A 25,196-nucleotide genomic window follows, 5' to 3' on the forward strand; every position below is an offset into this window, starting at 1 on the left:
CTCAGGACTTACGCAAACCAAAAGCGTTTAATCATCTGCAATTTTAATTAAATAAAATACGTGACCAAATATCAACTATATCTACCATTTTATCGCTACTTATACCCTTAATCCGTTTTTTACCATTTGCAATGGTTACTCTTTCTACTACATCTTTCAAGGATTCAAACTTTTTCTTTTTACGTTCTTTCTCAATACTTTCAACAACCTGAACAGCTTTTTTATCAGTAAAACCAGCCGTTCTTAATCTGAAATTAAGTTCTAATAAATTTAGATTATTAAATATTTCTAATGGTTGAATTTGTTGAGGAATTTTATTTTCAAGTAACTTCATAATTTCATACAACTTCTGCCTGTCCTGTCTTTCTTGTGCTAGTTCAGACCTTAAATGATCAATTTGCTGTTTTAATACACTGAAGTCATCATTTGTAAAATTTGAGTAATTTGATTTGGCTCTTATTTCGATAGATGTATTATCTTCTGGGTCTCCACTTGAGTTTAGTTGCTTAAAAGTAGCTACTTGCTTAAGTATTTTCTCCTCATCATTGGATGAAATAACAAAAGCGTTTACCATTTCAAATTGGCGAGGGTTTTTCTCTCTTGCCTTAACAACAGCATAGTATTCAAAATGCCCATCAACTACTGTATAAGTTTCTAAATCGATATTTTTTAAAACCAAGGGTTTAATAAGCCCACCGCTTTCGATTATTGTATTAGTGAGGTTATTTAAAGCATCATCTTCAAAATTTGAAGCAGGAACATCACAAATTATATTTTTGACATCAACTGTATAAAATTTCATAATTATTTGGCTCCGATTTTTTCTAAAACTTCTTTGGCTAAAACCTCAAATTCCATAGCTGACTGTTGAGCATTAGCTTTTGATTCTGCATACTTAATAATTGATTTAGGATCTGGGTATTCTAATTCTCCAATCGTTATAAAATTATTCATACATTCTGATAGAGAGGTTCTGTCATAGATAACTGCTTCCATCAAAGGTAAGCCATATCGATCAGATATTACATTTCTCTGTCTGGGAAAAGTGTACTGTAAAAATTTAGGATTAGTTGAAATTTTAGAAGCAAGAACTCCTATGATTTGAAGGGCTGGTTTCCCTATCATGTTTCTGTATTCGTTAATTTCATTAACAAAAATTTTGACCGTTGGCAAGCCTTGGTTTGCAAAGGGTTTTAAATCTGAAGGAATTATTAAGTAATCAGAAGCAATTAAGGCAACTTGAGCATAATAGTCTCTTGATGGGGGAGTATCAATTACTATAATGTCATAATCATTTTCTACATTTTTGAGTTTAGAAATCAACCTAGGTCTGCTAACTGCCATTTTATTTAACATATCTTGCTTATCAATCAAGCTAATATGAGAAGGTATAACATCGATTTCGGGATTATTAAAATAATGAGACTGCCGCCTAATTTCAGATATATGATTAAAATCTCCAGATTCTAATAAATGTGATACATTTAGTGCGCGTAAATCATCTTCTTCATCAAATTGAAACTTGATTAATCCAGTAGCAAAAGTAGTATTCGCCTGAGAATCTATATCTATTAAAAGTACTCTTTTGCCTTTTTTACTCAAAGCTGCTGCTAAATTAACGGCAACAGTTGTTTTACCCACACCGCCTTTATTATGGTAAACCGCAATCGTTTTCATTGAATTTTGCCTCTTGGTTTCAGAACTTGATTTAGTTTCAGATATTTGAATATCTAAATTATTTAGATTCTGTCTTTCTTGTAGACTCTCTCTACCAATTAAATTTTTAATATCTTCTATCTTCGTTTCTACTTCTTTAGCAGCACACTGAAAAACTAGCTGAATCTCATATTGAAATTTTTCATAAATTCTGATTTCCTTACCATTGGTTAACAATCCATAACGCACATTTAAGGTTGTTAAATAATGTCTGAGTCTGGAAACATGATTATTTAAATTGTGCTTCGGATGCTTCGCTTCCATGACGACACTCAATGGCGAGTTTGCATCTAAAACAAAGGGAACCACTTGCACTGCAAAAGCTAAGAAATCTAAGCGGATGCTACCAAGTACTACCTCTTGATGCCAGGTGTCAGGAGTATAACCTAGTGCTGGTAGCAAATATTGAACGATGAGTTTACTTTCAACTTCGCTTTCGTTGCGGCACAGTTTAGGATTAAAAGGCAATCTCTTACTCCCTATAGAAAACTGCTGTGATGGGAAAGAAGCTCATACTTGTTTGATTATGGCATTGACTCAGTAGTATTGATTACAAAAAGTGTTTGATAAATTGTAAAAAATCATAAAATTTTTAGTATTTATACTGAAACTTCTGGACATTATGACAAATTCACAGTAACCAAATCTAATAAAATTGATGGGTATCTAAATTAAAGCCCTACTGAAGCTGCTCAAATATATGATGTAGGGTGGGAAATGCTTACAAAACTCTGATTTTCTGGGCATTGCCCAGTCTATTAGGATTTCAAAAATCAAATAAAAGTGATGTAAAAGATAAATATTGATTTATCTTTGCTTAGGTTTCGCAACTTAAGTCAGGTTGCTATATAATTCTGACTGCCTCAATTGTGGCAATGTCACTGGAATCACTTTGTGTATTCCAGAAAGATTAAATTGAACGTAAATTTCCATATATCAGGAGAGGTGTACGCTACCCAGATGGGGATGCGTCATCAAAGGACTTACCAATGGGATATGTAATTGCAACTGCAAATATGAAAGGTGGTGTCGGCAAAACCACCATTACAGTCAATTTAGCTACTTGCTTAGCGAAAAATCACGGTAAGCGGGTGTTGGTTCTTGATTTAGATAGTCAAATTAGTGCCACACTCAGCTTGATGTCGCCTTTAGAATTTGCCAAGCGGCGGAAGACTAGAAAGACTTTTAGATATCTAATAGATCAAGTTATTACACCTGAACCAAATCCTAAGTTTGCGATTCATGATATCGTTCAGAGCAAAGTTTGTAATTTGCCGGGATTGGATTTACTGCCTGGAGATATTGATTTATACGATGAATTTGTGGTTTCGGAAATGCTGCATCAACAATCGGTGGCTTTAGGCGAGCAGGATTTTGAAACTGTTTGGAATCGCTTTGAACGAGTGTTAATTAATAATATCTTAAAGCCAGTGCGGGACGAATATGATTTTATTCTTTTAGACTGTGCTCCTGGCTATAATCTTTTAACTCGCAGTGCTTTAGCTTGCAGCGATTTTTATATCCTGCCTGCTAAACCAGAACCTTTATCGGTGGTGGGTATTCAATTGTTAGAAAGACGCATTGGACAATTAAAAGATAGTCACGAACATGAAGCAAAAATTGATATAAAAATGCTGGGGATTGTATTCAGTATGTCGAGTGCAAATCTGCTCACTGGCAGATATTATAAACAAGTTATGCATCGCGTTGTGGAAGATTTTGGTGTAGATAAAATTTGTAAGAACCAAATTCCTGTTGATGTGAATGTGGCTAAGGCTGTTGATAGTTTTATGCCAGCTGTTTTAATGAATCCGCAATCTCCTGGTTCTAAAGCTTTTCTTCAATTAGCCCAAGAGTTATTGGAGAAGTTGTAAAAATTGGGCATGGGGCATGGCATGGAACTAACAACTGACTATTAACTAGTTTTAAATATTAATGCTCTGAGGAATTTTGGAAGGGAGGAGATAGTCATAGGTTGGGCGGCTCAAGTTGCGCTGATTGATGGTGTGTTCAACTTGTTGGAGATTTTCTTGGAAATTCTGCAATAAGGATTTGACACGGCTGTCGGTAAAGTATCCCTGAGGATATTCACCGAGTTTGTTGTAATATACAGAACCTAGTAAAGCCAACAGGTTATATTGCCGTTGGGCTTGCTCTAGAGGTGCGAGCAAATTAAGGTAGTCTTGCTCTGTGACTTCTCCTTTGAGAATTGAGGCGGGTACGTAACCTGCTAATGGTAAAGCAGCGGCGTAGCCCATTAAGTCTTTTTGGGGAAAGTTAACTGCTGCGTGTTGGGCGCTGGCGGTAAATATAATCAGTGTTGCAGCATCAACTAGGTAGTCTCGCGTCTGGATACGTCCATCTTCACCAAATTCGCTGATCCGCCCACCTTCATAAGCCTGAACTTCAGCCGCCCACGATTGTAGGGCGGTATCATTTTGAATATCTCGATCTGTGGCGTAGTAAAGTTTCAGGTAGTCGCTCACCCATTGACGAATAGCATCCCAGACTAATAAAGCATCGTCTCGGTAAGGATAAATCGGTAGTAAATTGCGATCGCTTACTCCGCGCTGTTCAAATTGCTTGGGTAACATGGCACTATTAAAGCCATAGGTTTGCAATCCCTTAACGGCTAACACCCGTGAGTTATCAATTGTGGATGAGAGTAATCTATCTACACCACCACCACGAGCAATCAAAATCCGTTGCGCCGCATCATTAATCGCTAAAGTACCAGCAAAATGGGGACGTAGCAGTAAGCCGAGGGGATGGGTAGCTGGTAGTTGTCGATAAGTAGCGATGACAAACGCACCGACGAATAAGTGAGTTCTCGCTAGGTGGGTAACGGGTTCGTGAAAGTTAGCATCAGCAATTTGCACAACTGTTTTGGCAAATAACCAAGCATATTTACCAGAATTAGGCGTAATAATTGGATAATCGGGGCTTGGAGTTTGTCCACATTGGATAGCGACTGGGCGCAGTAAGCGATCGCTTTTGGAACCTCTAGGTACAGCAAACAGCGCTAGGGGAGCATAAACATATTTTTGTTCTTTGGGGTAGGTTCCGTTGAGCGCACCCGCAAAAATGCCATAATCTGTCAGGTAAAGTCTTCCTTCTTCCCCTGCTGCTTGTAAGGAATCGTCACTTCCCATGACAGCTTGGTAATGTTCATCGGTAACGGGAAAGCGATCGCTTAATTTACTGACTCTCTGAATCATCACGGGATTGTAACCCGCTACGCGCATATAAGCGAATACTTCGTCTTCTTGAAAATTTTGCGCGATCGCTGGTACTCCAATCACCGGAAATAACTTTTCGTAATCTGTCAGGCTGCTTACATGTCCTGTCGGATGTTCTGCATACAGCATTTCAATTACCCGATTCAGGGAATCTCTGAGAATTTGGACTCCATTCTCTTTGAGAATAGCAAACAACAGATCGTCAAGTTCGTGAAAATCCTTGGATATGCCTTTAATCAAAAACTGGGGGACAATTTGCAGCACCCTAGCAATAATGCTGATATTCAAAGGAATCGCCCCCTTGAATAAAGCTTCTAAGATAAACAATTTGACATCGTCGCGAATTGACTTGGAACCGCGATTACCACGGTTGGTAATCAAAGTATTGACAAACAGCACTCGTAACTGCTGCGCTAACAAAAAATACCAGTTAGTAGAAAATTTTTCCGCAGCAGGTAGCTCATCCACCATTGCGAGCGGTGGAATATGGCTATGGTTATATCGATATTCTTGCCTAGTTGTCTCCAGGCTTTGATTAATTGGCAGACTTGTCAAATTATCTGAGGATGAAGCATTCATGGAACTAATTGCATGTAGTTTTTCAAAGAGAACTTCAAAACTCAAGCGAAGAAAGACTTGCGAGAATTTTTTCGTTGCTGAGATTGATGATTTATCCGATCTCTGTCTCGTAGAGCTTATCCAAATATTCTGCCCAAGTGGCGATTGTTCAAGGGTTGTGTTGCAAAAATTTGTATGAGACAAAGCTCAGGTATAAATCAAAACTAATTATGCAGTTATGAGAGAAACTTTAGCAACAAATATAAAATTACGTTTCACCAAAGCTTAATCTTTCGTTAACCTTGCCTGGTTTACTCTAGCATGTAATTTAGTAGTTGAACTTTGCCTTCTTCGTAGTCAGGACTAAATTCCTGGCTACGAATTTATCCACAAAGATGGCGTTTGTGTACTGAATTACAATAATATATATCTCTGTGCAAAATTCTTAATCGGGTCTAATGGTTTTTGACATTAGCAATTGGCTGCACTCAGCTAAACATAGGTAAACAATATACAATTTCGGGGCAGTTTAAATGTTAAATGCTGTACAGACTATCACTATCTTTCAAAGACAACCAAATCCTAAAGTACTTTCAGCAGGGCAAGTAATATTTGAGGTAGGAGAGCCTGGTGATTGTATGTATGGTATTATCGAAGGCTCAGTTGATATATTAGTTGATGGCAAGGTTGTAGAAACAATTTCCGCTGGAGAAGTTTTTGCGATCGGGGCACTTGTAGGCGTAAAAAATAGAACTTATACAGCTATTGCTAAAACAGATTGTAAACTTGCTTTTTTGGATGAGCAAAGGTTTCTCTTTGTAGTGCAAGAAACTCCTTTGTTTGCGCTACAAGTAATGAAAAACTACTCAGAACGTTTGACTCGTGTTGAGCATTCCCTCTCTGGTCTGAGACAATAAGATACCAATGTAGTGAGGACTTTAGTCCTTATTTGCTGACTAAAGTCCTCTCTGCGAGACGCTGCGCGAACACTACGAAATCAATTTTTGTATTTTTACATTGCTTAACGATCGCACTATTTTACATCTAAGACAATCGCTACAAGTCTTGTTCTCGAATCACTCCAGGGGAATACTGTAAGCACTAAAGCCATAAGCTAAAGTGTCTTTCCACGCATCTGAAGGTTTGAGACTTCTATTAATTGCTTTCGCAAATGGTAGGGGAATACCTTTGATCGTTTCCGGTAAAATTGCATATTCTGTTGTCGGTTCAACTATATATTGGGGACACTTAGTTTGAATCCCAGCAGAATTCAACATTTCTTGAATTTCAATGGCTGAATATTGCTTGAGGTAAATAGGATTTTTGCTAAATATATTGAGATTTCTAATGAAATTATGGATAATATGCGAGGGACAAGCTTTGTTATGAAAAGAATGGTTAAAAACAAACATTCCCCCAGGCTTTAAAACTCGGAATATCTCAGTCAATAAATTTCTTAACTGTGCATGTGGTATGTGCATAAATACACAGTTAGAAATTACTAAATCCATAGAGTTATCTGCTAAAGGTAAATTTTCAGCCGAATTACAAATTATATTAAATTCAGCATCGGGAAAAAAATTATATTCTTCTTTAACTTTAATTAGTCGCCTCAATAAAGATTCGGAAATATCAATAGCATAATATTTTTGACATTGCAGATTTTTATCTTTAGAAAGATGTAAGGGAGCGCGACCATAGCCACAACCAATTTCTAGAATAGAATCCACAGATTTATTCATAGGAAACTTATTCCAAGTTCCCCCAGGTCTACCACCTAACAATGTGTAATCTTGTTTAATGGCTGATGTTTCTGTTATTGTCTCAATTTTTTGGGAACCATAGTAGGTCTTACCAATTGCATCCCATTTTTGTTTATGTGCAGTATTATTTAACTGTGCATAATTATGCGGAAAATATATGCCATCACGCAATTGAAATTCACTTAAGCTGCTGGGAGAATTTGCTAATTGAGTCATAAGAGTATTTATAAGGATAACTAGCCATTTTTCCTGTTATACTCCTAAATAATAATTACCTGCAAGTGTAATTTTATCTAAGTAATTAAATTTAAGTTCTCAAAAAAATTACGTATATTTATATCTAGGGTATTCACTAGTCGCCAGCGTTGGATTTTATCGATACTTATAGCTTAAAAATTAACGATAATTTCTCTATAATTTATCCATCCAAGTGGACTTAGCTACCGATAAAATTTATCTAGAGTTTGATAACTACTGAAAAACGCGGTCGTTGGTAACGAAAAAATTTGTTAAACAACAATATTTGCCCAAAATTCTCCCAGAGAATTGTTGTTGCTTGTCAGTATTTTTACTACTAAAGAGTTAAATCAGTTTACAAATACTTTAAATTAAATTATAGACGGCAATTATCGGAGACTGTGCGGCAATGAATGAAGAGTCACAACAAAAACGGGTAGTAGTTGTGGGCGCAGGTTGGGCTGGTTTAGGTGCAACCTACCACTTAGCCAAACAAGGATATGATGTGACGCTTCTAGAAGCTGGGCCTTATCCTGGGGGACTGGTTGCGGGTTGGAAAACCGCCGCAGGACGTTCTGTAGAAGCAGGTATACATGGCTTTTGGTATCCTTACAGAAATATTTTTGCACTCATCAATGAATTAGGAATTAATCCTTTTACATCTTGGACTCGTTCGGCGCAATATTCCCCTGCGGGTTTGGAAGTAGAATCACCAATTTTTCAAGAGTTACCCAGACTTCCCTCGCCTTTAGGAACTTTTCTCTACACACATTTTCAACGTCTCCCATTAGTTGACCGTTTGAGTGCCTTACCTTTACTTTATGCTGTAGTTGATTTTGATAATTCTCATGATGCATGGCGGCGTTATGATTTTGTCACAGCGCGAGAATTATTTAAGGATTTTGGCGTGTCAGCACGACTCTATAAAGATGCATTTGAACCAATGTTATTGGTAGGTTTATTTGCACCTGGCGAACAGTGTTCCGCCGCCGCCACTTTAGGAATGTTGTACTTTTTTATTTTGGCACATCAAAGCGATTTTGATGTGGTTTGGTGTCGGGGAACGGTGGGCGAAAAAATATTCCGTCCTTGGGTAGAACGCATTGAAAAAGCTGGCGCTAAGGTTTTACCAAAACGGCGGGTAACTGATGTCATTGTTGATAGTAATAATCATGCTAAAGGCGTGGTTTGTGATGGTGAAGTATTCGATGCTGATGCTGTAATTTTTGCTGTTGGGGTGACAGGAATGAAGAAAATTGTTGCCAATAGCCCCAGTTTACAAAGTCGGCAAGAATTTCGTGATTTAAATAATTTGGGCGCAATTGATGTTTTAGCAACTCGCTTATGGTTTGATAGAAAATTAAATATTCCGCGTCCTTCTAATGCTTGTTTTGGATTTGATGATACTACAGGTTGGACATTTTTTGATTTAAATGCCCTGCATGATGAATATAAAAATGAATCAGGAACAGTTATTGAAGCTGATTTTTATCACGCAAATCAGTTTTTACATTTAGCTGATGAGGAAATTATTCCCATAGTGCAGCGTTATTTAACAACTTGCATTCCAGGTTTTCGAGAAGCCAAGGTGATTGATAGTAGTGTGATTCGGTTACCTAATGCAGTGACTCATTTTGCCCCAGGAAGCTATCGTCATATGTTACCAGCCAAGACGAGTTTGGCAAATGTGTTTATGAGTGGTGATTGGATTGTTAACCGTCATGGTTCATGGTCGCAGGAAAAGGCTTATGTTACTGGTTTAGAAGCGGCAAATTTGGTAGTTTCCTATTTAGGACAAGGACAGCCATCTGAGATTTTACCTGTAGAAGCCGATGAAGCCCATATCCAAGTAGCGCGATCGCTCAATCAAACAGTGCGTCATTTAAGCAAATCTATTCTGCCTGATTTTTGGTTGCCTTAGCAGCGACACTTCGACACTTCGACTTCTCCCAAGGGGAGACGCTGCGCGAACGCTCAGTGTGCGGACTCCACGCGGTAGTTTCGGCTTCGCTCAACTACCGCCTTTCAATGCCCAATGCCCAATGCCCAATGCCCAATGCCCTATACTTAAACAAAACTCGGCTGTTTGGGTAAACTAACTATCACTTTAGTTCCCTGCCCAATTTGACTAGATAATTGAATATTACCCCCATGTAACTCGACACAAGATTTGGCGATCGCTAATCCTAAACCTGTACCGGGAATTGTACCAACGTTACTTCCACGACTGAAGGATTGAAATAACTTTTGTTGATCGGCTATGGGGATACCAATCCCCTCATCTTTGATGTAAACCATCACATCTGATTCAGTACCAATCAACTCAAATTTAATGTTGCCGCCATTTGGAGAATATTTAATAGCATTAGAAACTAAATTTATAAAAATTTGTTGCAAAAGCCCGCGATCGCCCCAAAAGTCTTGATAATTTCCACTACTGTTAAAAATTAATTCATGCTCGTGAGTTAATGTCTCTTGTGCTTGTTCGAGAATATCGGTAAAAAATTGCAGCAAATCGAGTGGAATCGGCTTAAATCTAGTTTTATCCAGTTCAATTTGGTTAACCATCAACATGTTATCCACTAGTTTAGACATTGACCTAGCTTTTTCCTCGATCATGCCTAAAAACTTTTGTTGTTTAGATTCATTTAATTGTTGACCATATTTGATTAAAGTTGATGCAGCCGCCAAAATGGAAGTCAACGGCGTGCGGTACTCGTGGGAAACTGTGGCGACAATTTGCGATTTAAAGGTATTAAGTTGCTTTTCTTTGAGGAGGGCGGCTTGTGTTTGGGCTAGTAATTCAGCTTGTTGGATGGCGATCGCTAATTGTACTGATAATTCATTGAGCATTTCCACTTCATCAGTTTGCCATTGGCGTTCTTGAGAACTATGGTGCGCAATTAACAGCCCCCAAAGCGGATTTTCGCGATCGCCATTGTTACTTAAATGAATCGGCACAACTAAATTGTCTTTTGTTTTAAATTGTTCTAATAAATGTAAATAATCATTACTTAATCCAACTTCACAAACTTGAGTAATCGGTAATTTACATCCCCACACATGGTTTTCGCCGCCTACTTCTTGGCAAATATCTTGGATATCATGAGATGCGGCTAAAGTTTCTCCAGATTCAACAGAAGAAGCTACGGTTTTACCGCGATTATCTGGGGCAAATTGATACAATAAAACGCGATCGCACTTGAGAAGTTGCTGTACTTCTACTACCGCTGTATTCAATATTTGCTCTAAATCTGAAGACTGGCGAATTCGTAACGCCGTTGTCGCAATTAAGCGCTGTCTTTCTCGTGTTTTGTAGAGTTGGGCTTGCAAGTACGATTGTTTAATCGCATTCCGCACAGCTAATTGCAACACATCTGGTTTGAGATATTGCTTAACTAAATAATCTTGCGCACCCCGTTTCATTGCCTGTACGGCAACTTCTTCATCACCCCTCCCAGTCAGCATAATTACTGTTTTTGGAGTATCAAGGATTTCTTTATTTAGGCGATCGAATAGTTCCAAACCACTCATATCCGGTAGGCAAAAATCTAGCAGAATCACATCGCAATGCATTTTTTGGCACAAAGCTAGCCCGCTTTCTGCACAGTCTGCCTCGAAAATTTTATAGGTATTGTACGGATCTTGCAAAAGATATCGACGATAAATTTTCCGATCCGCTGCACAATCATCAACAATCAGTAGCGTCCATGTGTCCACCATAAAATTATGAGGATCGGGGAATAAGGGGGATTGTTTTAGTCTATGTAGCTATTGCATAATTCTAAAAATAATCTAAAATAAATATAAATAAAATCTAAAATTTCTTGAAAAAACTTTAAGTGCTCGGCTAAAGTGCTGAAAAAATTACGTAAGTATTAGCCGACGCACCAATAGTGACAGAGTAAATCGCAAACATCGCTAGAGAGAGGGGGGAGACAGCGTGACGCGGAGAACTAAGAGATCTCGAAGATACAGAGACACAGATCTACTCAGAACCTATATGCAGTATGAGTACGAAACACCAGCACCAATAGACGAACAAAGTCTATTGCTGTATCAGGCTCCGCGTACTTTTCTGCTCCCGACTATCTCATCAACCAGAAATACACAAATTACGTTGAGACAGGCGGAGTATTAGTTGCTAACCAATAGTCTACAAATGCTTGAATTGTCTTTTGTAGTTCTTGTGCATCCATTGGCTTCACGAGATAGCCATTTGCGCCTTTTTGGTAACAGAACTCAATATCTCTTGGATTAGACGATGTGGTGAAAACAACGATCGGGATTTCTCGGAGACTAATATCTTGTTTCAGCCGCTCTAAGATATCACGACCGTCAATACCTGGTAAATTCAAATCCAGCAGGATTACAGAGGGTCTCAGGGTCTTCTGAGGATTTTCACTCCTGCTGTTTTGATAAAGCAAATCTAAAACCTCGTCTCCATTAGTACAGCGATATATAGGATTCTTTACAGCCATGCGACGCATCAGCCGTTGTAGCATCCTAAAATCTTCATTGCTGTCCTCAACGACTAGTAGAGGTTCATGAAGTTTTGTCGTCATTAGTTGTCTTAACAAAACGTAATAATTAAAAGATTTTTGTTACTTATCTTAAACTATTCCAGCGTAAAATAGAAGGTCGAGCCAATGCCTAGGGTCGATTCCACCCAAATTTGCCCGTTGTGAAGTTCAACAATTTTCTTCACAATTGCTAATCCTGCACCGACTCCCCCACCATACTTTTCTTGGGAATGAAGGCGTTTGAATAGTCGAAAGATGGTTTCGCGATGATGTTCGGGAATGCCAATACCATTATCGCGGACATAAAATATAGGCGTGACAGAAGATTGTTGTTTTCTCTGCTGTGGGTGGGAATTTAGGTAGCCAATTTCCACCCATTGCTCGGCTTTATCGTTGTATTTAAATGCGTTGGTAATCAGATTACTAAATACCTCGTTCACGAGAACTGAATCACACTGAACTGTTGGTAAAGGTTGAGGGATGCGAATATTAAACAGATGAGCATCTGGACGACTAGCACGAAAGACATCAATTAATTCGTTGACTAGATCATTAAAATCGGTAGGTTGTTTGCGTAATTGTGCTTGTCCTAGCTGGGCGAGTCTTAAGAGTGCATTAATGAGAGTTTCCATGCGCACCGATAAACTTACCACTGTTTCTAGACATTCCAGGGCGTCAGCATCCAATATTTGGGCGTAATCTTCTAGAAGAATAGTTGAGTAATTGTAGATACCGCGCAAAGGTTCCTTGAGATCGTGGGAAGCAGCGTAAGCAAAAGAGGCTAATTGGCGGTTACTGCGTTCTAAATCACGGTTAATTTTGGCTAATTCATCGGCTTTAGAAAGAACAATCCCAACGATCGCATTTCTGAGAGCGATCGCGCTATCAAGTTCGCATTCTTTCCAAGGTAGAGAAGTTAACCTGACTGTTTGTTGCCATTTCGCAAAAGATTTTCGCGGACTCAAGCTCACAGTACCATCTACCTCGGTAACTTGAACAGCTTGATTAGGGTTACCTGCCCAGTTTACTGTTTGAATCACTTCAGGACGAAACCAGAGAATGTAATAACGCCGGACTTGGGAAATTCGCAGTAGTAACAATCCACTAGCTGTGTCTTTAAACGCAACGCTTTCTGGATAAAGCTGGGGTAGGGAATTAGTTGCAAACAGATTGTCTTTAATTTGATCATCTGCCCATTCAATTACAGCACGAACCTGCTCAATTGCCGGTGTTGTCCCGACGAGGGTAATTTCATTATCTAAACAAACTGCTGCACCAGAAGCGCTGACAACATCTAGTAAGCGGATTTCGGGTTTAATTAGCGCATCGATAAAATTATCGGCTTGGGAAATCGATTCAATAAACTCAGATTGGAGAGATTTGAGTTTGACTTGATAATCTAATTCTAATTCGTTAACTTTATGGGTTAACTCCGATGAGACAATTCGCCCCAAAAAGGCGCAAATTTGCCGCATTTCATGGGAAAGATGCTGAGGGGTGTGGTGATGACAGGAAATTAAACCCCAAAGTTTTTGATCTTGAATGAGTGCAATTACCAAAATCCCGGTTATACCCATATTTTGATAATACTCAATACAGCAACTATCAACACTCCGGAGTACAGATAAGCTTAAATCTAGAGGTTGCTGGGTGATGGGGTTGTCGAGGGGGACTAGCTTGACAGCGGTCGCAGTTAAATTAGGCGCGAATCGCAGTATACCCCGCTTGTATAAATTTCTCGCCTGGACAGGAATATCTGTAGCCGGATAATGTAGCCCTAAGTATGGTGGTAAATCCTCTCGTTTTGCTTCCGCAACCACCGAACCGGCTCCCTCATGGTCAAATTGATAAATTACCACCCTGTCAAAAGCGGTGATTTCTCTGACTTGACTGGCGACTAGATGCAAAAAGTCACTCAAATTGGATGTTTTTTGAATATCCGCGATCGCTTCACTGACTAAAGCATGGAAACTTAAAAAACTCAATTCCGATTGAGATTCACTCGGCTCTAGCTCCAAAATCAGAGTGTCTTCTGTACGATGAGCAATGCAGTCAAAATATTGCTCGCGATTGAAAGTATTGATAAATACTTTATAGTTTGTGTAAATACCAGCCTTTTTTGTCCAACATTGGGCGATCGCTTCAACTTGTTGAGTATCAAGTAAGCTATTTAGGGGTTTACCCAACAATTCCGAAATAGATTTACCCAAGATTTCTTGGGTATTGCTACTAACTTGTACTATATGTAATTGGGAATTGAGAGCGAGGAGTACACCATGAGGTTGGATAGAGCCAGGTAGGTGAATTGGTTTGCGATCGTGGTTCGTCAAAGAAGCCGTTGAGGCAAGATTGTCTTCTGACTGGCTCATAGCTTAAATTTAATAGCAAGCTTCTTTTTACAATACCGCAATTAAATTTTACATTTCTTTACGGATTCATAATCATTTGTCATGATGGTTTATCCTAACATCTGCTGAGTTCTATTCTGGAAGGTTGACGGTTGACGGTTGACGGTTGTACTGGCGGGTTCACAAATATCCTCACCGATCAATGATAATTCTCAATAAACCCGCCCCTACTGACTGTTGCGTTGCCCAATGCCCTATGCCCCATGCCCATTAATGATTCCTATTAGTGATAATGTGCGCACTCGCCATCGCCCAATTATTAATTACTGGCTGATTGGCATTAATCTTGCCGTGTTTTTATGGGAAATCCAATTAGAACTCGGTAATAAATTAGGTGAATTTATTTATAGTTGGGGTGTAATTCCTGCACAGATTGCTGGAGCGATGACAAATGCGATCGCTAACCCAGCAGCTTGGATAGTTGTCTGTTGGCGGTTGATTGCTTTACCGGTGGGAATGTTTCTACATGGTAGTTTTAGCCAAATATTAGGGAATATTATCTTTTTATGGGTTTTTGGCAAGACTTTAGAAAACATTCTTGGACATGGCAGGTATTTAGGATTTTATTTATTAAGTGGTATTTGGACAGCATTAGTCCAAATTGTGGCTGAACCCAGTTTATCAGTTCCCTTAATTGGTGCTAACGGTGCGATCGCCTGTATTTTAGGGGCGTATATGATGAAGTTTCCTCAAGCGAAAATTGATAGCGTAATTCCCTTGATAATTGTTTATATTCCTGCCAAACTACCAGCTTTTGCTTATTTAATTTGGTGGTTTATCCAACAACTTTTTTACGGAATTGGCAGTTTAAATATACCACCTTGGGGAGTCAATAAATTTAGCATGGGCTACTGGGCACAAGCAGCCGGATTAATTATTGGTGCAGTTTTTATGCAGTTGCAAAGAAGACGATAGTGATTAGTCATTAGTCATTAGTCATTTGTCCTCCTTCCCTTTTACGACACTAAACAACTGGTACGGCTATTGCTATATGTCTTGGTAATAAAACCGAACTAACAAGCCTCTGAAGTTGGACTAATCTATTAATTAGGAAGCTTGAGATTGAGCTTCTGAAAACAAAAGATTGCTTCTAATGAGGTGACAGTATGGCACTTATTCGTTGGGATCCATTTCGGGATATCGAACGGTTAGAACCATTCCGCGATATTGACACTTTACAGCGGCAAATGAATCGCCTATTTGATCGGTTAATGCCAACAAACAATGGTGATGAAGGTATTGGCTTTGGTTTCGTTCCAGCAGCAGAACTGGAAGAAACTGAAGACGCAATTCACCTAAGACTAGAAATACCAGGTTTGGAAGCTAAAGATATTAATGTAGAAGTCACTTCTGATACAGTTTCTATTAGCGGTGAACGGAAATCAGAAACTAAGACAGAAGAAAAAGGTATAGCTCGCTCTGAGTTCCGTTATGGCAGATTTCAAAGAGTGATTCCATTACCGAGGGAAGTGCAAAATGATCGGGTAGAAGCCGAATATAAAGATGGCATTCTTCGATTAACTTTACCGAAATCGATGTCAGATAAGCAAAAATCGGTCAAGGTTAATATTGGGTAGGTTTTGGGCATAGGGCATAGGAAACAATACTTTGCCCTGCTACAAGCCTCAAGTGGCCTGAATTTATCTAAGATTGGCTAAGGTGGCGATCGCATCTAGGATCTCATGAAGATGCGATCGCTTTCCTATCTGTTCATAAAGTAACTGGTTCTTCATCCAAAGCCGCTAGGGGGTGGTTAGTATCCAGCCATGCAACTTGGGCTTCTAATTTGTCACAACATTCTCGCACCAAACGCAAACCTTCATCTCGCGAAAGTTTAGCAGTTGCTGGGGTAAATTCTTGAAGAATATCGGCTTCGATAGTTTGATATTTATCTAATTGAGTTCGCAATTTTGTTAAATACTTTGCGCCATCACCACCATCTGTAATGGCAAACTGCAAAATAGAATCGACGTAAGCCTTGACTTTGTGGTGTTTAACTCCCTCTGTCGCCGCCGCATACAGCAATTCACCATTTAAATAGTCAAAATCTGGTACCCAAAGGAAATTACCGTCAAGTTCAAAGGTATATACATCCTTGGCTGGTTTGACTTTTAACTGCTCGTTTCTGACTCGGTGGGCAGCTTTTTCCAGTAGTGCAATAATAGCCAGAATTACCGATGGGTAATTGCTGTCAATACATCTAATTTCTACAGTTCCCAGTTTATTGAGTCGAATCGGATTCCAAGCAGATTTCAGTAAGCTTCCGCCAGCTTCTAAGAACAGGTGACGTTCGATTCCGGCTTTATCTAAGGCTTGCAACCAAGCATGATAACGGGAAAATTGCTGTTCTACTAAACTTTCTACAGTCTCAGCATAGGGCATCAGTCCACCTACGGGCTGCAAATAAGTATACACTCCCTCCCAACCGAAGATTTCACTACCACGATAACGAATTGTGTGTGCAGCTAGCCCAATCGCCTCACCTTCATAAAAAGGACAAGCCCGCCCCAAAGAAATCAGCGCTGAGTCAAAAGCAGTAGCCAAATTGTAGATATTCAGTAATTCTTCTCGCTCATTGGCTGTAGAGTTATAGGCGACTGCAACACGAGGATCTATGACTCCTGTCGGTACTTCTAAATGTAAGTGCGTGCCCGTACATTTGCCGGCGTGCAAAAAGCGATCGTAGCCGACAGTGCGGGCTTGAATATGGTAATTGGGGCGATCGCGCATTACTGGCATAATATGCAAAGGATAGCTGGAAAGCGGATACAGCCGTAAATCCATCTGTCGGGCTACAGCTAGCGCCAGTTTCAGATTTTTGAGATACTCAGCGGCCAGTTCTGTACCTGAGTAAGCGGGCGGAGTATTAATTTCAATCATACTTTTGACGAACTCTGGCACAAAGTATTGAGGGTTTAAACCTTGTGCTTGAGCCATCAAATGACAACCCTGCAAAAACTCATCACTACGATGACTGAGATCGCCAGCTTCATCTACTAGAAAAAACTCTTGTTCAAGACCAATGCGACGCTTTAGTACATCCATATCCCAAGTTATTGACTTAGTTTAGGTTACTGAAGAAAAGCAGAGGACAGAGGAAGCAGCCCCGATGACAAATTTTCATCGTCATCGATGTAAGCGAGACAAACAGACAAGGGGATGTAAAGACGCAAAGAAATGATTCTGTCAATTCAGGAGGAAAAAGTATAATTTTTGTTTTAAAGTCAGTTCTCAGTTCTCTGCTATGCAGTTGAAATTTAGGCAAAAAATCAACTGGGATTTTCTTGATACAGTTTCAGCGCAATGATTTGTGGGAATTTCCTTCTGCCCTCTATAATTTGTCGTCACTAGCGATCGCTACCCCATCCTAGATATATTTGAAAGTAGGTACTACCGCTCTTAGGTGACGACGATCGATCAACTTTTGAACACACTCTATTGTCTTATATCAGCCTCAGCTTCCCTAATATTTGCAACACAGCTTTAAAATTAACGCTCGCTTGTCATTAATCATTGGTAAGTTGTCTTCCTTCTACTGCTCCCTGAGACCTCGTTCATAAATCGCAATGCAAAAACTGCATTCACACTACATAACTGTTATCTAGTTTTCTTGATAAAGTATGACTTAATTTAGAAGCAAAATTCTTCAGATAGGATGTATCTTGAAATATTAGATATTTTGTTCTTGCTCCCTAGCCAACTGTGAACGGGGACAAGTGCAGCTTTAAGTCTCCCTTTTTCAGGGCGGTTTAGAGGAATGTTAACTTGCTTAGTGTATCGGTAATGACTTTTTAGACGGACTCTGATGAGAGTGGATAATATTTATTTCCAACTCCATAGGATTCTTGTCATGACAAAGTCTATAGCTTAAGCCAAAAAAATTGCCGAAAATCGGCAACTAGATACACACTGATGCTATTTCATTTGCTTGAATAGCTATATTGATAGGACGGAAATTCACAACTTGTTATTATGCCAAGTAAGTTAATAAACGTTAGAGAGTACACAGTTCGGGCACATCAAAGAGAAATCCACACTCGTGTTTTTCACTTTATCTGCAAGGAGTGTAATGAGAGTACACAACGGGAGACTTATGGGCCTCGACCGTTATATTGTGAACGCTGTCGCCCTCCCCAAGCGCCGAAAAAACCGCAGAAACCAGCGGCTAAAGCTAAGCCCAGACCGATGACTTACAAAAGTAAATCTGATTTGGATTGATTAATTTTTTATGACTGTTAAGGGAAAATTAGAACCTCCTCCTGATACTTACCTCTCTCCACTATTGGAATTAAGAGACTACTATGCACGCATTGTAGAAGAGTACGAACGCTTATATACACAAGCGCGATCACATCTCAATCATGTAGAAGCGTTGTTATCTAACTGGTCAAACTTAGCTACCAGTCAAAAAATTGTCAGTTCTGATGTAACTGATGAGACATTAGCTCGTCAAGCACAAGAGATATTATCCCTAGATAGCATTTCTGATGCGGATAGCGATTTGCTAGAGTCTACTAACTCAAAATCTCCAGAACCTGAACTTCCAGACTCGCAAAATTTACAGCCAGAGAATCTATCGTCTGCGACTACAGATGATGGAGAGTCTGAATCTGCAAGTATTAATTTCCCCGGTGAGTCCTCTTTAGAAACTAAAGAGCAATCAATCAAAGGACAGGACTTTCCGATGCTACCTGAGTATCGAGACTGTATCAATCGCATCGAAGCGATCAAAAGGGTCTTGCAGGCATATAGCGGTACAGTATGTCATATAGATTTCATCGTGCGATCGCTCTATGGAGATTTAGACCCAAGTATTTTCAAAGTAGTTAAAGGTAGAGTCCAATCTTCACTTACTCAAGGTAAAGGTAGTAGTTGGTCTGCCATACCCGACGAACCTGGTTGTTATACCTTGGATCTAAAGTTGCTCAATGCAAATAATAGCCACGCTTCTACCAGAACTCTCTCCCAGAAAAAGAAGAAACCCATAATTCTTTCCAAGAGCAAAATAGTCCCCATGCTCAGAGCATATGAGGGCCAATTTTTAATTGACGCCATCACCTCTTTGTTAAGGCAAAATTCCGGCAAAGTTTTTACCGTAGCGGAAGTGATCGCTGGGCTATATGGCGAACTAGATGCGGATGAACTGCGAGAGGTTAAAAGTAAGGTGCTGAATGAGCTATCGCGGGGTTATCGTACAGGGCGATTCTCTAGAGTTCCCGAAAAAGTTGGATTGTATACATGGGATACAAATTTAATGCGAGCAAGAAGTTGAACGATTAACCATCGCTATAGTCAAGAGTCCAAAGTCAAAATTAACTCTGGACTCTTCGCTGTTCTCAAAAATTCAGCTCATGCAACTTATCATGCAACTTATGAGCTTACTCTAATCTCGCCCGCAGTGCTGGAGAGCGGAAAAGGGTTTGGAATGCTTCTTGTCTTTGTGTAGATGTTTCTTTAGGATATTCCCAAAGACTTTCGTAATAAAAGAAAGATACCCCTAAACCCCGTTCTTGAGCAGCTCGCACTTGAGATTTAATTTGCTGTATTGATACGGGATTGTTTCGCAAACCTGCCATAATTCCCACACCAGTGGGAATAGATTTCTGCGCTTCTTGAATTTCTTGGCGAGAAATATTAGCCACAAAACTTTGCAGATTGGGGCGATAAATTTGCACAATTAGCTCATCGACAATATTCAGCCTGAGCCAGTTGAGCCAGTCTTGGAGTTGAAACTTGTAAGCAAAGTCGTAGTAGTTAGGCGCAACAGAGAAAATCAACCGAGGTTTTTGGGCTTTAACAGCTTGGTTGAGTTGTACCATGAATGCTGTCATTTTATCTGCACGCCAGCGCACCCATGCCGGATCGTGAGGATTAGTGGGAGGGTTTTTCTTTGTCTCTTGAGCGTACAACGCAACGGTGTATTTATCGTAGCCAAATTCAACTGGCAAACTCATGTGATCGTCAAACTGAATGCCATCCACATCATATTGGGTGATGTTTTCCATTACCAGACTAGTGATAAACTGCTGGACTTCTGGATGAAAAGGATTCAGCCACATGACCTCACCAGCCGCACTAATCGAGGTTTGACCGCCGTTTTGCTTTTGGGTAAACCAGTTGGGATGCTCCATTACCAATTCTGATGTTGGCGGAGCCATATAGCCAAACTCAAACCAAGGAATTACGAGTAATCCCTGACGATGGGCTTGGTTTATGAGGTCTGCTAAAATATCATGTCCGTCTGAGCCTCGCAAGACAAAGGGTTGAATACCTGTACGCTTGGCGACAGCGCTAGGATACATGACGTAGCCGGAATTCCAGATTACAGGATAGATTGTGTTGAAATTTAGTCTGCGGAGTTTGCTGACGGACTCAGTGACTTTGGCTCGTTCCTTGAGAACGTCAATATCGTTGTTAGTCATCCAAACTCCGCGAATTTCTTGGCGGGGTAATGGGGGATTCTGAGCGATCGCCGCAGTGAAGTTATCTACCAGTAATATCGTTATACACGACATCAAGACTAGGATCGCAAAAAGACGCTTGCGCAATGTCTGACTAAAAGTGGACGCGTGTCTACGTCGCCAACCTTGAAAAACAGAAATTACTTTCAAAATTAGTTTCATAGGTTTGATTAATGCATTAGCTACCCACACGCGCAGGCTTTGATGATGAAATCTACTAGTCATATAGTCTACAAGCATTTATGCCTACTAGAAAATTGATTAACTGGTAGATATGCATTCCCTGTCCATCGAAATCTTGATCTGACTTTGTTTAAAGCAAACTCAGCAACTAAAAATCAATGACGTACTCAGTATTCGTTTAGTGCCCAATATATCTATTTTGTCAGTAGTCAGTAGGGGCGGGTTTATGGGAGATCGTTATGGATATTTAAGGATATCTGTGAACCCGCCCGTACAGTTGTCAGTGGCAGAAAAACTGACAAGCGTTGCCTAATAAAATTTATCCTCACAAGTTACTCAAAGTTTTTTATTAAATTTAAATTAAATCTGCTATCAGGAGGAGATAAAAATATTAATTTCTATTTCCCAAGATTGATTTTATTACAAATCGACTTGATCAATATCACCATCAAATGAAATAAACCTCATTTATTAATGTCTGCGGCTATTGTTAGTAACGAAAACATTCAATGGAGCGATCGCCCATAATTGTGCAAAATTAATATCTTACTGAATTTCAGTTGTGCGTACTACCTCCATCAGCCCTCGATGAGAACCCAGTAAAAAAGCTGTATTTTTCCATGTTGGTCAAGAAAGAGCAAGAGGCGATCGCATTTCCCACCTAACTAGCTCGATGAAATTTTTAAATAGATTAGCGGAGGTAGATATGAGTGAAAAACTACAAGTAATTTTACTGGTTAATGAGTCTTGGGAAGAAAGGGAAACCTACCAACGCTATTTGCTGCGAGATCAGCAACATACCTATCAAATTTTAGAGGCGGAAACTGGTAAACAAGCACTTTTATTATGTCAGCAGCAACTCCCAGACGTGATCGTCTTAGATTATCTACTTCCTGATGTGGATGGACTGGATTTTTTAAGTGATTTAAAAATTCAATTAGATTTAACCAACTTACCAGTCATTATCTTGACAGATCAGGGAAACGAACAGATAGCATTACAGGCGATGAAAAGCGGTGCTGCTGAGTATCTCATTAAAAAACATGTAACAGCAGTTAGTTTGCGCTTAGCGATTCAAAAAGTCTTAGAAAGAACGCGCTTGATTAAACAGCTAGAAAACAGCGAAAAACTTTACCGTAAATTAGTTGAAAGCCAAACCGATCTGATTATCCGTATGGACATAGATGGTTGCTTGACATTTGCGAATGCAGTTACAGGTGAGACATTTGGTTTTAAACCGGATGAGTTTCTTGGTCAGTCCATACTTCAGTTTGTGCATCCAGATGATTTACCTGATGTCATGGCAAATATGCAAGCTTTGTCCTCACCACCTTACCGCTTAACTACACAAGCGCAACGCGCATTCACAGTCAAAGGTATCCGCTGGTTTCAATGGGAAGTTGCAGGTTTACGCAATCAAGAAGGTGAAGTTATTGAAATACAAGCTGTTGGTAGAGATGTCACCGAACGCAAACAAGCAGAACAGAAACTCCACGAACAAGCAGCTTTAATTGATATCTCACCAGATGCAATTTTTGTCCGTAATTTGAATTATCAAATCTTATTTTGGAGCAAAGGTGCGGAACGCTTATATGGCTGGACATCTGCCGAGATTCTGGGTAAGGAATGTCATGAATTTTTATATAAACAGATATCGCCGCAAGTAGAAGAAGCTTTAAGAACTGTTGTTGACCAAGGAGAATGGCATGGCGATCTCAATAAAATTACTAAATCTGGGCAAGAATTAATTGTTTCTAGTCGCTGGACTCTCATGTATTCCCCAATGGGAGAACCACAATCAATTCTCACAGTTGATACTGATATTACGGAAAAAAAACAACTAGAACAACAATTTTACCGAACACAGCGTTTAGAAAGTCTTGGCATTTTAGCCAGTGGAATTGCTCACGATTTAAATAATATCCTTTCACCTGTATTAACAGTTGCTCAACTACTACTGTATAAATTTCCGAATTTAGATGATAAAAACCGCCAATTACTCAAGATTTTGGCAGATAATTCTAAACGCGGTGGGGAATTGGTCAAGCAAATTACATCCTTTGCTCGCGGCTCAGAAGGTAAGCAAATTCCCTTACAAATTAAACACCTACTTAGAGAAATTGAGCAAATTATCAGCAGTACCTTTCCCAAATCAATCGAAGTCTGTATTGATATATCCACACCAAATCTTTTCACAATCTGGGTAGATCCGACACAAATCCATCAGGTATTGATGAATTTATGCGTCAATGCTTATGATGCTATGCCTGATGGTGGCGTTCTCACTATTTCTGCCGAAAACTTTTTTGTCGATGAAGCTTATGCCAAGATGGATTTAGCAGCAAAAGTCGGTAATTATGTAGCGATTTCAGTTGCAGATACAGGATGCGGTATCTCAGAAAATCTCTTAGAGCGAATTTTTGAGCCTTTTTTTACTACTAAAGAACTAAATAAAGGTACTGGATTAGGTCTTTCTACTGTTATGGGAATTGTGAAAAATCACGGTGGTTTTGTGCAAGTCAAGAGCGAACTCGGTAAAGGAAGTAAGTTTTCGGTTTACTTACCAGCTATTGAGCAATGTTCAACACCAGAAGCCGATAATTGCGATTTACCTAGAGGTGACGGCGAATTAATCATGATTGTCGATGACGAAGCATCGATTCAAGAGGTTACCAAAACATTACTAGCAGAATACAATTACAAAACCATTACCGCGATGAACGGGGTAGAAGCAATCTCTCTTTACACCAAGCACAAAAATGAAATTAGCCTAGTTGTGATGGATGTACAGATGCCGTCAATAGATGGATTAATGGCGACGCGGATAATACAACATATCAATCCATCTGTCAAAATAATTGCCATGAGCGGATTTACATCCAATCGCAAAGTTTTAGAAGTTCATGGTATTAGCGTGCAAGCTTTTTTACTCAAACCCTACACCATTAACCAATTACTACAGACAATTCACATTGTCTTGAAAAAGACTACTTGAGCAAATAAGGTAGATGGCAGACGGCAGAAGAGAAGAGAAACTGTGGATATACCCTTTGGAAGTGTACCCTCTGCCGTCTTTTCTCACTTGCGTAAACTGGAAGTTTCATTTTCTAAAACTTCTTTTTTCACATCTACCGCAAGACTAGTATCTTTAGTTGCAGGTAAGATATTTTGAGTTTTTGCAGATGGTAGTGCTTTTAATTCAATTCCTAATAATTCTTGAATTTGCGTTTTTGCCCAATCTGGTAAAACTTGCAACGGCTTGAGTAGCATATTTATTAACTGAGTGACCAAGTCATCTGGAGATTTAACATCATTTTCCGTCCAATTACGAAAATAGCGGCCGCTTTGGTAACCAATACTCCAAAACCAAATTATCAAAGCTACTCCCAACAGCACAATAAAAAAGCAGAGTTGTAATGTTTGCTGTAGCAACTCCCAAAACTTTTGCAAGCCTTTCTTTAAAGTTAAAGCTGTGTCTTTATCCGATATATTCTGCCATAATTCGACAGCTTGATTTTGGATGGGATTCATAAACTGGTTGTCTCCATTGTGGATAATTGGGTAATAGCCGCGAACAGATTTATTTGTTTATTGAATGTAATAATTCTTCATCAACTATTGAGCAATCTTTAGCGATAAATAAATCTCATTTAGCCCACCTAACTAGGTTCAGTTGTTCTAGCGATATCCTGCTAGAGTATTGCCTGATTTAGAATCATCGCTGACCAAGAATTCAGTATTACTTGTTGTCCTACTATTCAAGACTGATTTTTATTGTAAACGGCAACTTTGACATCAGAATGTATGGAAATCTAAACAAATTGTATCAATTTGTCAAGAATTATGTCCTCAGTATTTAGTTATTCTTTATACAGCTTAAATGATTTTAAAGAAATAACTTTTTTAACTTATTTTATGCATACGTAAGTATATGTCAGTTGTGCGATTTGCTTTTGTGAACTATAGTTACGTCATGGGTCTAATTGTCAAGAAAACGGTATCTTATTTCACAAGGATAATTTTAACGTGGAAAACTTAAGTGTAAAAATAATCAACTTAATTTTCCGGAACTGAAATATCTATATTTGTAGTTATTAGACTGCGATTG

General features: G+C 39.3%; 18 protein-coding genes. 8 read left to right on the plus strand and 10 right to left on the minus strand.

What is annotated here, in order from left to right; all coding sequences use genetic code 11:
* Positions 1 to 43: 43 nt before the first annotated feature.
* Both H6G41_RS15275 and H6G41_RS35770 read right to left on the minus strand, forming a co-directional pair.
* Entirely contained in the window at positions 44 to 802 is a 759-nt protein-coding gene (locus H6G41_RS15275) for a chromosome partitioning protein ParB (RefSeq protein ID WP_199316182.1), read from the minus strand.
* Between the two features lie 2 nt (positions 803 to 804).
* Positions 805 to 2,184 (minus strand): AAA family ATPase, encoded by a 1,380-nt coding sequence (locus tag H6G41_RS35770; protein ID WP_190747034.1) that lies wholly within the window; start codon positions 2,182 to 2,184, stop codon positions 805 to 807.
* Positions 2,185 to 2,705: 521 nt separating this feature from the next.
* On the opposite strand from H6G41_RS35770, the gene H6G41_RS15285 reads away from it, so the two are divergent.
* Positions 2,706 to 3,590, plus strand: a complete 885-nt coding sequence (locus H6G41_RS15285; RefSeq protein WP_190747035.1) for a ParA family protein — start codon at positions 2,706 to 2,708, stop codon at positions 3,588 to 3,590.
* Between the two features lie 51 nt (positions 3,591 to 3,641).
* Here H6G41_RS15285 and H6G41_RS15290 read toward each other — a convergent pair whose 3' ends face one another.
* Positions 3,642 to 5,534 carry a lipoxygenase family protein gene (locus H6G41_RS15290; RefSeq protein ID WP_190747036.1) on the minus strand — a complete coding sequence of 631 codons (1,893 nt, stop codon included), beginning with the start codon at positions 5,532 to 5,534 and terminating at the stop codon, positions 3,642 to 3,644.
* A gap of 512 nt (positions 5,535 to 6,046) precedes the next feature.
* Here H6G41_RS15290 and H6G41_RS15295 point away from each other — a divergent pair.
* The gene (locus H6G41_RS15295; protein ID WP_190747037.1) at positions 6,047 to 6,430 is read left to right on the plus strand and encodes a cyclic nucleotide-binding domain-containing protein; all 384 of its coding nucleotides are present in this window, start codon (positions 6,047 to 6,049) and stop codon (positions 6,428 to 6,430) included.
* A 159-nt stretch (positions 6,431 to 6,589) separates the two neighbouring features.
* Here the strand turns inward: H6G41_RS15295 and H6G41_RS15300 are convergent, their stop codons facing one another.
* Positions 6,590 to 7,492 carry a class I SAM-dependent methyltransferase gene (locus H6G41_RS15300; RefSeq protein ID WP_190747038.1) on the minus strand — a complete coding sequence of 301 codons (903 nt, stop codon included), beginning with the start codon at positions 7,490 to 7,492 and terminating at the stop codon, positions 6,590 to 6,592.
* A gap of 412 nt (positions 7,493 to 7,904) precedes the next feature.
* On the opposite strand from H6G41_RS15300, the gene H6G41_RS15305 reads away from it, so the two are divergent.
* Complete coding sequence (locus H6G41_RS15305; RefSeq protein ID WP_374939431.1) at positions 7,905 to 9,434, plus strand: FAD-dependent oxidoreductase; 1,530 nt, start codon at positions 7,905 to 7,907, stop codon at positions 9,432 to 9,434.
* Between the two features lie 146 nt (positions 9,435 to 9,580).
* Here the strand turns inward: H6G41_RS15305 and H6G41_RS15310 are convergent, their stop codons facing one another.
* The 3 genes from H6G41_RS15310 to H6G41_RS15320 all read right to left on the minus strand — a co-directional run bounded on the left by H6G41_RS15310 (position 9,581) and on the right by H6G41_RS15320 (position 14,405).
* Complete coding sequence (locus tag H6G41_RS15310; RefSeq protein ID WP_190747040.1) at positions 9,581 to 11,236, minus strand: ATP-binding protein; 1,656 nt, start codon at positions 11,234 to 11,236, stop codon at positions 9,581 to 9,583.
* Positions 11,237 to 11,628: 392 nt separating this feature from the next.
* Positions 11,629 to 12,078, minus strand: coding sequence for a response regulator (locus H6G41_RS15315; protein ID WP_190747041.1), 450 nt, complete (start codon positions 12,076 to 12,078; stop codon positions 11,629 to 11,631).
* A 53-nt stretch (positions 12,079 to 12,131) separates the two neighbouring features.
* Complete coding sequence (locus tag H6G41_RS15320; protein ID WP_190747042.1) at positions 12,132 to 14,405, minus strand: ATP-binding protein; 2,274 nt, start codon at positions 14,403 to 14,405, stop codon at positions 12,132 to 12,134.
* Positions 14,406 to 14,657: 252 nt separating this feature from the next.
* Here H6G41_RS15320 and H6G41_RS15325 point away from each other — a divergent pair, with 252 nt between their 5' ends.
* Both H6G41_RS15325 and H6G41_RS15330 read left to right on the plus strand, forming a co-directional pair.
* Positions 14,658 to 15,359, plus strand: coding sequence for a rhomboid family intramembrane serine protease (locus H6G41_RS15325; RefSeq protein ID WP_190747065.1), 702 nt, complete (start codon positions 14,658 to 14,660; stop codon positions 15,357 to 15,359).
* A 191-nt stretch (positions 15,360 to 15,550) separates the two neighbouring features.
* Positions 15,551 to 16,021: an Hsp20/alpha crystallin family protein gene (locus H6G41_RS15330; RefSeq protein WP_190747043.1), complete on the plus strand. Its 471-nt coding sequence runs from the start codon at positions 15,551 to 15,553 to the stop codon at positions 16,019 to 16,021.
* A 133-nt stretch (positions 16,022 to 16,154) separates the two neighbouring features.
* Here the strand turns inward: H6G41_RS15330 and H6G41_RS15335 are convergent, their stop codons facing one another.
* Positions 16,155 to 17,489, minus strand: a complete 1,335-nt coding sequence (locus tag H6G41_RS15335) for a glutamate-cysteine ligase family protein (protein ID WP_190747044.1) — start codon at positions 17,487 to 17,489, stop codon at positions 16,155 to 16,157.
* Positions 17,490 to 18,416: 927 nt separating this feature from the next.
* On the opposite strand from H6G41_RS15335, the gene H6G41_RS35140 reads away from it, so the two are divergent.
* Both H6G41_RS35140 and H6G41_RS15340 read left to right on the plus strand, forming a co-directional pair.
* Positions 18,417 to 18,662, plus strand: coding sequence for a hypothetical protein (locus H6G41_RS35140; protein WP_096642757.1), 246 nt, complete (start codon positions 18,417 to 18,419; stop codon positions 18,660 to 18,662).
* Between the two features lie 10 nt (positions 18,663 to 18,672).
* Positions 18,673 to 19,716 (plus strand): hypothetical protein, encoded by a 1,044-nt coding sequence (locus H6G41_RS15340; protein ID WP_190747045.1) that lies wholly within the window; start codon positions 18,673 to 18,675, stop codon positions 19,714 to 19,716.
* Positions 19,717 to 19,822: 106 nt separating this feature from the next.
* Here H6G41_RS15340 and H6G41_RS15345 read toward each other — a convergent pair whose 3' ends face one another.
* A complete protein-coding gene (locus H6G41_RS15345) occupies positions 19,823 to 21,130 on the minus strand; it encodes a glycoside hydrolase family 10 protein (protein WP_190747066.1) in 1,308 nt (435 codons plus the stop codon).
* Between the two features lie 664 nt (positions 21,131 to 21,794).
* On the opposite strand from H6G41_RS15345, the gene H6G41_RS15350 reads away from it, so the two are divergent.
* Entirely contained in the window at positions 21,795 to 24,083 is a 2,289-nt protein-coding gene (locus H6G41_RS15350) for a response regulator (protein WP_190747046.1), read from the plus strand.
* Between the two features lie 83 nt (positions 24,084 to 24,166).
* Here the strand turns inward: H6G41_RS15350 and H6G41_RS15355 are convergent, their stop codons facing one another.
* Positions 24,167 to 24,619 (minus strand): Rab5-interacting family protein, encoded by a 453-nt coding sequence (locus H6G41_RS15355; protein WP_190747047.1) that lies wholly within the window; start codon positions 24,617 to 24,619, stop codon positions 24,167 to 24,169.
* Positions 24,620 to 25,196: the final 577 nt, after the last annotated feature.

It is taken from the genome of Tolypothrix sp. FACHB-123, from assembly GCF_014697075.1.
Lineage (GTDB): Bacteria > Cyanobacteriota > Cyanobacteriia > Cyanobacteriales > Nostocaceae > Aulosira.